This is a genomic window from Frankia sp. CcWB3 (assembly GCF_977927595.1).
This window is the reverse complement of record NZ_CDWRCK010000190.1, coordinates 1-8,368: the sequence shown is the minus strand read 5'-3', so window position 1 is coordinate 8,368 and position 8,368 is coordinate 1. Positions and strand designations below refer to the sequence as shown.

General features: G+C 68.3%; 8 protein-coding genes. 6 read left to right on the top strand and 2 right to left on the bottom strand.

Annotation, left to right across the window (positions count from 1 at the left end; translation table 11 throughout):
- The first annotated feature begins 182 nt into the window (after window positions 1–182).
- The 4 genes from ACY5KJ_RS14480 (at window position 183) to ACY5KJ_RS14465 (ending at window position 4,286) form a co-directional block, all read left to right on the top strand.
- Window positions 183–611 (top strand): organic hydroperoxide resistance protein, encoded by a 429-nt coding sequence (locus tag ACY5KJ_RS14480; protein ID WP_462188621.1) that lies wholly within the window; start codon window positions 183–185, stop codon window positions 609–611.
- A gap of 259 nt (window positions 612–870) precedes the next feature.
- Window positions 871–2,382: a glycosyltransferase family 4 protein gene (locus ACY5KJ_RS14475; protein ID WP_462188622.1), complete on the top strand. Its 1,512-nt coding sequence runs from the start codon at window positions 871–873 to the stop codon at window positions 2,380–2,382.
- 10 nt (window positions 2,383–2,392) lie between these two features.
- Entirely contained in the window at window positions 2,393–3,124 is a 732-nt protein-coding gene (locus tag ACY5KJ_RS14470; protein WP_462188623.1) for a class I SAM-dependent methyltransferase, read from the top strand.
- A complete protein-coding gene (locus tag ACY5KJ_RS14465; RefSeq protein WP_462203584.1) occupies window positions 3,111–4,286 on the top strand; it encodes a hypothetical protein in 1,176 nt (391 codons plus the stop codon). The genes ACY5KJ_RS14470 and ACY5KJ_RS14465 overlap by 14 nt, the downstream gene beginning before the upstream one ends.
- Here ACY5KJ_RS14465 and ACY5KJ_RS14460 read toward each other — a convergent pair.
- Both ACY5KJ_RS14460 and def read right to left on the bottom strand, forming a co-directional pair.
- The gene (locus ACY5KJ_RS14460) at window positions 4,269–4,886 is read right to left on the bottom strand and encodes a class I SAM-dependent methyltransferase (protein WP_462188625.1); all 618 of its coding nucleotides are present in this window, start codon (window positions 4,884–4,886) and stop codon (window positions 4,269–4,271) included. The genes ACY5KJ_RS14465 and ACY5KJ_RS14460 overlap by 18 nt on opposite strands.
- A gap of 70 nt (window positions 4,887–4,956) precedes the next feature.
- Window positions 4,957–5,631, bottom strand: coding sequence for a peptide deformylase (gene def / locus ACY5KJ_RS14455; RefSeq protein WP_462188626.1), 675 nt, complete (start codon window positions 5,629–5,631; stop codon window positions 4,957–4,959).
- A gap of 342 nt (window positions 5,632–5,973) precedes the next feature.
- Between def and ACY5KJ_RS14450 the strand changes: the two genes are divergently transcribed.
- Window positions 5,974–6,099: a hypothetical protein gene (locus ACY5KJ_RS14450; RefSeq protein ID WP_462188627.1), complete on the top strand. Its 126-nt coding sequence runs from the start codon at window positions 5,974–5,976 to the stop codon at window positions 6,097–6,099.
- Between the two features lie 396 nt (window positions 6,100–6,495).
- The coding region (locus tag ACY5KJ_RS14445) for a glycosyltransferase family 2 protein (protein WP_462203583.1) at window positions 6,496–8,368 on the top strand (1,873 nt) is incomplete at its 3' end.

Genomic DNA, 8,368 nt, shown 5'->3' with positions numbered 1-8,368 from the left:
CCACCCCGCCCGGCGCGGCCCACAGCCATGCCCGTGAACCGTCACCTACAGCAAGATCACTAAAGCAGGTGAATGTTTACAATCGAAGGTGTGGGCCGCGAAGTTTTTAGGGCACCAGTTTGGTTGCATAAATGTCACAGGCTCTCCGGAGTTTCGGCAACACCTGATGCACGGAGGCAACCATGGCGAACACGATCTACTCCGCCACCTCGACCGCCTGGGGTGGACGCGACGGACGGGTGGTGTCCAGCGACAACCGGATCGACCTCCAGCTCTCCGTCCCGAAGGGCCTCGGTGGTGACGACGGGCCGGGCACGAACCCGGAACAGCTGTTCGCCACCGGTTACGCGGCGTGCTTCCACGGCGCGCTCAAGGCCATCGCGCGCGAGAAGAAGATCGATGTCAAGGACTCGGCGGTGTCCGTGACCGTCGGGCTGATCAGGGACGACAACGGCAGCCTGGGGCTGAGCACGCGGATCGAGGCGCAGATCCCCGGCATCGAGCGGGCGGCCGCCCAGGAGATTCTGGAGGCCGCGCACGCCCTGTGCCCGTACTCCGTGGCCACCCGGGGCAACATCCCCTCCGAGGTGGTCCTCGTCGAGAGCGACTGACCCGGCTCCCCTGCTCACCTTGCCTATCCAGAGGGATAAAGCGGACACAAAACCCTCTGGATAGGCAAGTCTCCCTCGTTGCCGCAGATCTTGGACTCGCGACGAAGAGTCCTAATGTGACGCAAAGCACACCTCTGGGACGCAGCGTCGGCCCATTTCAGTGAAGATCGGCACTCAATATCCTAATGTGCCAGGAAGCGGCGCCACCCTCGACGTCGAGGAACCAGGACATGGCCCGAGACGGACGGAGGGCGCACAGTTGCGGATTGCGTTGTTGTCGTACCGGAGTCTGCCCACCTGCGGTGGCCAGGGTGTGTACGTCCGACATCTGTCCCGCGAACTGGTCGCCCTGGGGCACCGCGTCCAGGTGGTGAGCGGGCCGCCGTACCCGGTGCTCGAGGAGGGGGTCGGCCTCACCGAACTGCCCAGCCTCGATCTCTACCGGGACTCCGACCCGTTCCGGTGGCCCGGACTGGCCGAGTTCCACGGCCTGCCGGACGTCGTCGAGTTCGCCATGATGCGGACCGGCCAGTTCTCCGAGCCGCTCGCCTTCAGCCTGCGTGCCTGCCAGGCCCTGCGTCCCAGGGCATCCGGGGGCCGACCGCCGTTCGACATCGTCCATGACAACCAGGGGCTGGGATACGGCCTGCTGGCGCTGCGGGCGGCCCTGCGCCCGTACCGGATCCCGGTCGTGGGCACCGTGCATCATCCGATCACGGTCGATCGCCGCCTGCACCTCGCCGCGGCAACCACCTTCACGTCCCGGCTGGGCCTGCGCCGGTGGTACTCGTTCCTCCCGATGCAGGCCCGGGTCGCGCGGGGGCTGGACGGCATCGTCATCCCGTCGGAGAGCTCCCGGCGAGAGATCATCGCAGACATGAACCTCCCCTCAGCGGTCATGCACACGGTTCCGTTGGGAGTCGACGCCGACGTCTTCACGCCGGCGCCCTCGGGCAATCCGGCGGTTCCGGGCCGTGTCGTCGTTGTGACCAGCGCCGATGTTCCGCTCAAGGGCCTGCTCGTCCTGCTCGAGGCACTCGCGAAGCTGCGGGTGGATCGCTCGGCGCACCTGGTCTGCGTCGGCAAGGCCCGCGAAGGGGGAACGGCCCAGCGCCAGGTTGCCGAGCTGGGCCTGGCCGACGCCGTGACGTTCCGTTCCAACATGCCGGAACTGGAGCTGGTGGACCTGTTGCGCTCCGCCGAGGTCGCGGTCGTTCCCTCGCTGTACGAGGGGTTCAGCCTGCCCGCCGTCGAGGAGATGGCCTGCGGGATCCCGCTGGTCGCCACCACCGCCGGGGCGCTGCCCGAGGTCGCCGGTCCGGACGGGGAGGCCGCATTGCTGGTCCCGCCGGGGGATGCGGGGGCCCTGGCGGACGCCATCGGTTCCCTGCTCGACGACCCCGAACGACGGGCCCGAATGGGTGCCGCCGGGCGCCGCCGGGTGGAGGCGCGGTTCTCCTGGCGGGCGGCCGCCGCGGCCACCGCGGACTGGTACGCCGAGCGGATCGCGGCAGTCGGCGGGACGCCCACCTCCCCCTTCCCGGGACCTCCCGTCCCGGAACTGGGATCGGCGGCCCGCTGGGCGCCGCCCGTCCCGCCCTCCGGGATGCCGGCACCACTGTCCACACCCAGCGCCGCAACACCAGCACCGCTGTCCACACCCAGCGCCGCAACACCCAGCGCCGCAACACCAGCCACCGCAACGCCAGCACCGCTGTCCGCACCCGGCGCCGGGGCGTCCGCACCGGCGCCGTCGACGCTGACCGGCTGACGGCCGACGCATGCTGACCGTCGACTTCGACCGGTTTCCCGTCTCCGCGGGCTGCCGGCTGCTCGACCTGGGATGCGGCGCCGGGCGGCACACGTTCGAGGCGTTCCGACGGGGCGCCGAGGTCATCGCGCTGGACTACTCCGCCGACGAGGTCGCCGGCGTCAACGCGATGCTCGCCGCGATGGCCCTGGAGGGACAGGCTCCACCCAAGGCGAAGGCCGCCGGAGTACGCGGTGACGCGCTGGCGCTGCCGTTCGCCGACGGCACCTTCGACCGGATCATCGCCGCCGAGGTGCTCGAACACCTGCCCGCCGACACGGCGGCGATGGCGGAGATCGCCCGGGTGCTGCGGCCCGGGGGGTGGGTGGCGGTCACCGTCCCGAACCGGTTCCCCGAGCAGGTGTGCTGGAGCCTGTCGACGGCTTATCACAGCGTCGAGGGGGGCCATGTCCGCATCTACCGCCGGGACGAGCTTCGTGACCGGTTGACCGCGGTGGGACTGGAACCGGCCGGCACCCATTTCGCGCACGCCCTGCACGCCCCGTACTGGTGGCTGCGGTGTCTCGTCGGTGTCCACGACGACGGCCATCCGGCGACGCGGCTTTACCACCGGCTGCTGGTGTGGGACATGATGCGCCGTCCCCGCATCACCCGCCTCGCCGAGCGGGCCCTCAATCCGATCATCGGCAAGAGCATCGTGCTGTATCTGAGGAAGCCGGAGGTAACGCGTGCGGCCGGTTGAGTCTGCTCCGGTCCTGACCCCCGAGGCGCTCACCGCGACCGCGACCGCGATCGCCGTCGTCCAGGAGCCGGACGGCGCCATCCCCTGGTATCCCGGTGGCCATACCGACCCGTGGGATCATCTCGAATGCACCATGGCCCTCGACCTCGGCGGCCTGGTCGACGCCGCCGACGCTGCGTGGGCCTGGCTGTGTCGCAACCAGCGGCCGGATGGATCCTGGGCGACGAGCTACGTCGGCGGCGCGGTCAAGGAGGACTTCGCCGACAGCAACCAGTGCGCCTATGTCGCCACCGCAGCCTGGCACCGCTGGTTGGCCACCGGTGACCGCGCCTTCCTCACGAGGATCTGGCCGGTCGTCGAGGCGGCCCTGGACTTCGTCGTCGATATGCAGAGCCCGACCGGACAAATCTGGTGGGCCCGGTCGTCGGACGGTGTCGACTACCCCGAGGCCCTGCTGACGGGATGCTCCAGCACGTTGCACAGCCTGCGCTGCGGGATGGCGCTCGCCGCCCTGGTCGGGGAGGTGCCACCGGCCTGGGAACGGGCGACCGGCGCGCTGCGGCACACCCTCGTCGCTCACCCGGAGTACTTCGCCCCCCGCGACCGGTGGTCGATGGACTGGTACTACCCGGTGATCGGCGGAGCGCTGCGCCGGTCCGCGGGTCGGTCCCGGCTCACCAGCCGGTGGGACGACTTCGTCGTCGACGGTCTGGGTATCCGCTGCGTGGCTGACGAGCCCTGGGTTACGGGGGCCGAGACCTGCGAACTCGCCATCGCCCTGCATCTCGTGGGCGAGACCGCCGCGGCGACCAAGCTGGTCATGGACATGCAGCACCTGCGGCACGCCGACGGGAGCTACTGGACGGGCTGGCAGTTCGAGACCGCGACGTTCTGGCCGGCCGAACAGTCAACCTGGACCGCGGCGGCGGTGATCCTCGCGGTCGACACGTTGGCCGGCGGGGTCACCGAGACCCTCTTCCGCGGCGACGACCTCCCCGAGGGGATCTGTGTCCTCGACAAGGAGTCCGACGAGCCTCGGCAGGGCGGCAGGCGGCTTTCGGAGCCGCGGACGGAGCCGCGGACGGAGGTGGGGACACCCGCCGAGCGCCGGCTTCCTCGGCAGCGGCCGGCCTGCGGCTGCCGCTCAGTCGACGCGGCGTAGGACGCGCAGCGAACCCGCGCACGACAGCTCGCGGAAGCCCTCCGCCAGCGCTCGCACCAGAACGTGGTAGGGTGCCTGGCCCCCGTCCGCCGGGTCCGGAAAGACGTCGTGGATGGCCAGGAGACCGCCGGGCCGCACATGGCGGCCCCAGGCCTCGTAGTCCGCCTGGGCCTGCTCCTCGGTGTGCCCACCGTCGAGGAAGAGCAGGTCGGCCGGGGTCGACCACCATCGCCCCACCCGTTCGGAGCGGCCGACGACCGCCGTCACGACGTCCTCGACGCCCGCGTCCTCCAGCGTCCGCCGCAGGAAGGGCAGCGTGTCCAGCTGGCCGCTACGCGGGTCGACGAGATCGGCATCGTGGTACTCCCACCCGGGTTGGTTCTCCTCCGACCCGCGATGATGATCCACGGTGACCATCGTCGCCCCCACCGTCCGGGCGGCCGCGGCCAGGTACAGGGTCGACTTACCGCAGTAGGTGCCGACCTCGCAGATCAGGCCGCCGGCCGATACCCGCGTCGCCGCCGCGTAGAGCGCCAGGCCATCCTCCGCGGGCATGAAGCCCGTCGCCGCCTCGGCCGCCCGCCGCAACACCACATCCACCGCCGACTCCCTTTTTCTCGCAGGACAGGTAGCCTTTCTCGTAGGACAGGTAGCGCGCGCCAGTGGCACGCTACCTGCCGAGCTGGGCGGCCACCTCGACCCGGCGGGCGAAGATCTCCTCGGTCCGCTCCTCCATCTCGCGGAGGGCCTTCTTGCGTCCGCGGCTCGACAGCCGGTCTATGTAGAGGCTGCCGTACAGGTGATCGGTCTCATGCTGCAGGCAACGGGCGAAATAGCCGGTTCCCTCCAGGCGGAGCGGGGCACCGTGCTGGTCCTGACCGCGGACAGCGGCATGCCCGAGCCGGGCGACCTCCATGTAGGCCCCCGGAACAGACAGGCACCCCTCATCTCCCTTGACGAGCCGGCGCTCCGTCGGCGGCGCCTCCTCCAGGACGGGGTTGACCAGATGGCCCACGTGCCGCACACCATCCTCGTCGGTGCAGTCGTAGACGAAGACCGCGGCGTCAACGTCGATCTGGTTCGCCGCGAGTCCGACACCTTCGGCGCCGTACATGGTGGTGAACATGTCGTCGATCAGCGCAGCGAGCTCCGCGGTCCCGAACTCGGTGATTTTCTTACAGGGCCGGTGCAGAACAGGCTCACCGACAACGGTGATCTTGCGGATGGAACCGCGGCCGACCTCCGGTGGCAGCTGCGGGTAGGAGTCGACCGGCTCCCCCTGCACCCGGACCCGCCGATCGACCTTCTCGTCCTTCTCGTCAGATCGCGCTAAGCGCGAGGCCATGGCGAGCATCTCCTTCCATCCGACCGGGGCGCGCCTGCGCGTGAGTCGATGCGGGGCCGGTCCTGCCGATCGGCAGGACCGGCCCCGCGCCACCGCCGATCCTCGACGTGCTTCGTTCGCTACGAGCTTGACAGATCGCACCCCCTGTCCGCTCGGTGGACTGGCCGCTCCCATGATCAACAGCATCACCAGGCGCGGCGCCATCATGGCTGCTACCTGCGGGAAGAGCGCGAACCTCAGACCATTCATTGCGTGGCATAACTTCATCGACACCATGCGTACATAGGAGTCGAAATGAAATAACTTGCGCGTTTCGAACCCTCCACAGGCCTGTGACCTGCGATGATGCTCTCGATCACGTATTTGTTACTTCATTACGTCCCCATAGGGCTCCCCGAAAAACCGGGGAGCCTTTTCCGTGCCCGGTCGCGCCCAGTCGCGTCCGGTCATGCCGGCCGTGTCCTGTAGCCGTTCCCGTAGCCGTTCCCGCGGAGACTGCGGACGCCGAATCGTCCGCGATCCGCGCGCGAGTAAGGATGGTTACCGGAAAGGATGAACAGAACGTTAAATCTAACTCACATACCGCCAACGCAACGTATCATCTCCCTCCTGGCGCACAGCCCACCCACAGACACCCGAACCCCAGCTGGTAAGGTGTCGGCCACGATAAAGCCGAACCAGCGATAAAGCCGAACCAGCAGAGAATCAGGCGCCCAGGTATTTACTTTTCGGCCAGGCGAGAGGAGTACAGCCCCGGTTCCCACGACTCCCTACACCAAAAAGATTTAGAATTATCCGGCGCATCTAGGAGTCGAAATGAAATAACTTGCGCGTTTCGAACCCCCCATAGGCCTGTGACCTGCGATGATGCTCTCGATCACGTATTTGTTACTTCATTACGTCCCCCTAGCGAGAGTTCAGTTCATGGCTGCGAATTTCGCTGAAACGGTCACTGAAAGGCCGACGCCGGGGGGGATCAACACACTGAACATGGCAGTTCCGCCGCCGGAGTACGCGGTGGCGGATCTGGATCCGCGAACGAGTGACCTCGTCGTCCCGAATGGATCCGGATGGCGGCGGGTCATGCGGGTGCCAGGACGACGGCATTACCATCACGAGCACCACGATCGCGCCGTCGCGACCGTCCAGCAGGCCCGGAGCCGCACTCGATCGACGGGCCGGAGTTGTGTCGTCGGCCTTCTGTACATTGCCGAGTTCGGCCGGCTGCGCGAGCGCCTCGCTCCGGGCGCCTGCCTGTCCCTGCTCAATCAGGTCGCTGCCTTGGCAGGTGGTCTGCATCGGTGGCGTGGCTCCGCCATCGGCCAGGGCCGCCCCGGCGAGGTGGTCGTTGTCCTGCCGACGCGGCCGGGCCGCTCCGCCGAAGCGGCGTTCGGCGAGATCGTGCGTACGGTCGCGAGCTGTGACTTCGCTGTCGACGGCGAGCGCCTGCGGGTAACCCCCGTTCCGGGGTTCGTCCAGGTGGACGACACCATCGACGATGCCACCGCCTTGCGGCGGGCCCGGCTGGCCATGGGTCTCGCCGCCCAGCAGCTCGACATGGTCCCCGTCTGTTACGACCCTAAGATGGAACCGGCGGAGAACCAGCCGCGACGTTCCGGGCGCCCGTTGCACACACGGTTGCGGCCGTCCGACGCCGTCCAAATCGTCGTCTCGACCGCGGTCTGCCTCGGACTCCCGTTCGGGATCTACAGCACACTGTTCACACTGGGCCTCGATCCGACCCACGTCGTCTTCGCACTCCTGGCCATCGCGCTGGCCGGCACTACCCTCACCACCTACCTGGAGCAGTTGTCGGCGCTCGAACCGGAGAAGTGCCCGGACGCGCCCGCCGCGCCGTTCCCCGCGGCGAGCGCCATCATCGCCGCGTATCTGCCGAACGAGTCGGCCACGATCGTCGACACGGTCAAGGCGTTCCTCCGGCTGGACTACCCGGGTCCGCTACAGATCATCCTCGCCTATAACACCCCCCGATACCTGCCCGTGGAGGAGACGCTCGCGCGGATCGCCGAATCCGATCCCCGTTTCGTCCCGATGCATGTGCCGACCAGCACCTCCAAGGCGCAGAACGTGAACGCGGCGATGCCAGTGGTCACCGGTGAGTTCGTCGGTGTCTTCGACGCGGATCATCATCCGGCACCGGACGCCTTCCGGCGGGCCTGGCGGTGGCTGTCGCACGGAGCCGCGGTCGTCCAGGGGCACTGCGTGATCCGGAACGGAGAGGCATCGCGGATCAGCCGCACCGTCGCCGTGGAATTCGAGTCGATCTACGCGGTGAGTCATCCCGGCCGGGCAAGGATGCATGGTTTCGGGATCTTCGGCGGGTCGAACGGCTACTGGCGGACCGACCTGCTGCACCAGACCCGTATGCGCGGCTCGATGCTGACCGAGGACATCGACGCGAGCCTGCGCACCATCATGAGCGGCGAGCGGATCGTCGCAGACCCGGAACTGGTCTCCTACGAGCTGGCGCCGACGACGATGTCGGCGCTGTGGCGGCAGCGGTTACGCTGGGCGCAGGGCTGGTACCAGGTCTCCCGGCGGCATCTGTGGAAAGCCGTCGGCTCACCAGACCTCACCGCCCGCCAGAAACTCGGCCTGCTCTGGCTGCTGGGCTGGCGCGAGATACATCCGTGGCTTTCGCTCCAGATGTATCCGCTGATCGCCTTCGGTCTGCTGCACCCGCAGGCCGAGCACGGTTTCCGGTTGAACGTCTCCC

Bases quoted from the DNA above. Each gene is read 5' to 3' on its own strand.
- ACY5KJ_RS14480 (WP_462188621.1), top strand. From the start codon at position 183: ATGGCGAACACGATCTACTCCGCCACCTCGACCGCCTGGGGTGGACGC.
- ACY5KJ_RS14450 (WP_462188627.1), top strand. From the start codon at position 5,974: ATGATGCTCTCGATCACGTATTTGTTACTTCATTACGTCCCCATAGGG.
- def (WP_462188626.1), bottom strand. From the start codon at position 5,631: ATGGCCTCGCGCTTAGCGCGATCTGACGAGAAGGACGAGAAGGTCGAT.
- ACY5KJ_RS14470 (WP_462188623.1), top strand. From the start codon at position 2,393: ATGCTGACCGTCGACTTCGACCGGTTTCCCGTCTCCGCGGGCTGCCGG.